At 35.3% G+C, this 1,040-nt stretch carries 2 protein-coding genes; both read left to right on the forward strand.

Going from position 1 to position 1,040, the window contains the following annotated elements; translation table 11 throughout:
• Positions 1-167 precede the first annotated feature (167 nt).
• Positions 168-731, forward strand: a complete 564-nt coding sequence (locus HXW94_RS18785) for an IS607 family transposase (RefSeq protein WP_246294253.1) — start codon at positions 168-170, stop codon at positions 729-731.
• Positions 728-1,040, forward strand: a 313-nt coding sequence (locus tag HXW94_RS18790; RefSeq protein ID WP_178368416.1) for a hypothetical protein, incomplete at its 3' end; no start/stop codon positions are given. The genes HXW94_RS18785 and HXW94_RS18790, both read left to right, overlap by 4 nt.

Consider the following 1,040-nt stretch of genomic DNA (forward strand, 5'->3'; position numbering starts at 1 on the left):
GCGTTCATTGAAACCATTATCGAATCTGCAAAAACAAATTATCCAAAAATTGGGATTCGACTCTTCTATTTATACGCAACTTGAAATTTAAAAATACTTTATATCAAATGAGCGAATGGGGAGTAATATACTTGATTTATCAATATATATTCTGGTATCCATTTCTAATGAAAAAATTATCAGAATATGCAAAAGAACATGGTATCCATTATAAAACAGCGCATGTTCATTTCAAAAAAGGTTTGATACCGGGGGCTTATCAACTCCCAACAGGTACGATAGTTATCCCGGATAGCTATCAAAGACCTGAAGGTGTTAAACGAACGGCCGTCTATGCCAGAGTGAGTTCAAGTCAAAATAAGAATAATCTGGAAAGTCAGGCATCAAGGGTCAGTCAATTTTGTTTGGCAAAAGGATGGATAGTTAATCAAATCGTCAAGGAATGTGCAAGTGGCTTAAATGATAAACGACCCAAATTGATCAAATTGCTTTTAGACAAATCTATCAACAGGATCGTGGTTGAACACACCGACAAATTGACAAGATTCGGTTTGAATTATATTATCAAATTATACCCTGGTGAAATCATCATTATCAATGAAGTCATTGAAGATGAACAGGATTTGATGCAGGATTTTGTGAGTCTGGTCACTTCTTTTTGTGCCCGGCTTTATGGCAAAAGAAAAAGTAAAAGAAAGACGGAACAGTTAATCAATGAGCTAAGCAAATGATCAGAAGATCCCAGATAAATATCAATTACGCAAACAAAAATAAAATTGATCAATTGGAGTGTTTTTGCAAGGAAGCCGTTCGTGTGATCAATCTGTATATTGATATCTTGTGGGAACAAAAACAGTTCAATAGTAAATTCGTCAAGGTTAAAGTCGATACCTGGTTATCGGCAAGGATGCAGCAATGCCTTGGCAAGCAAGCACTTGAAATCGTTAAAAGTCAAAGAAAGAAAAAAAATAAAACAAAGCCGGTTTTTAAAAGGCACAGTTTTAACCTGGACAGCAGATTCGTCAAAATAGAACAGGATG

The organism is Desulfobacter latus (assembly GCF_013389365.1).
GTDB classification, from domain to species: Bacteria; Desulfobacterota; Desulfobacteria; order Desulfobacterales; family Desulfobacteraceae; genus Desulfobacter; species Desulfobacter latus.

Coding starts and splice junctions, on each gene's coding strand:
- HXW94_RS18785 (WP_246294253.1), top strand. CDS start 168: ATGAAAAAATTATCAGAATATGCAAAAGAACATGGTATCCATTATAAA.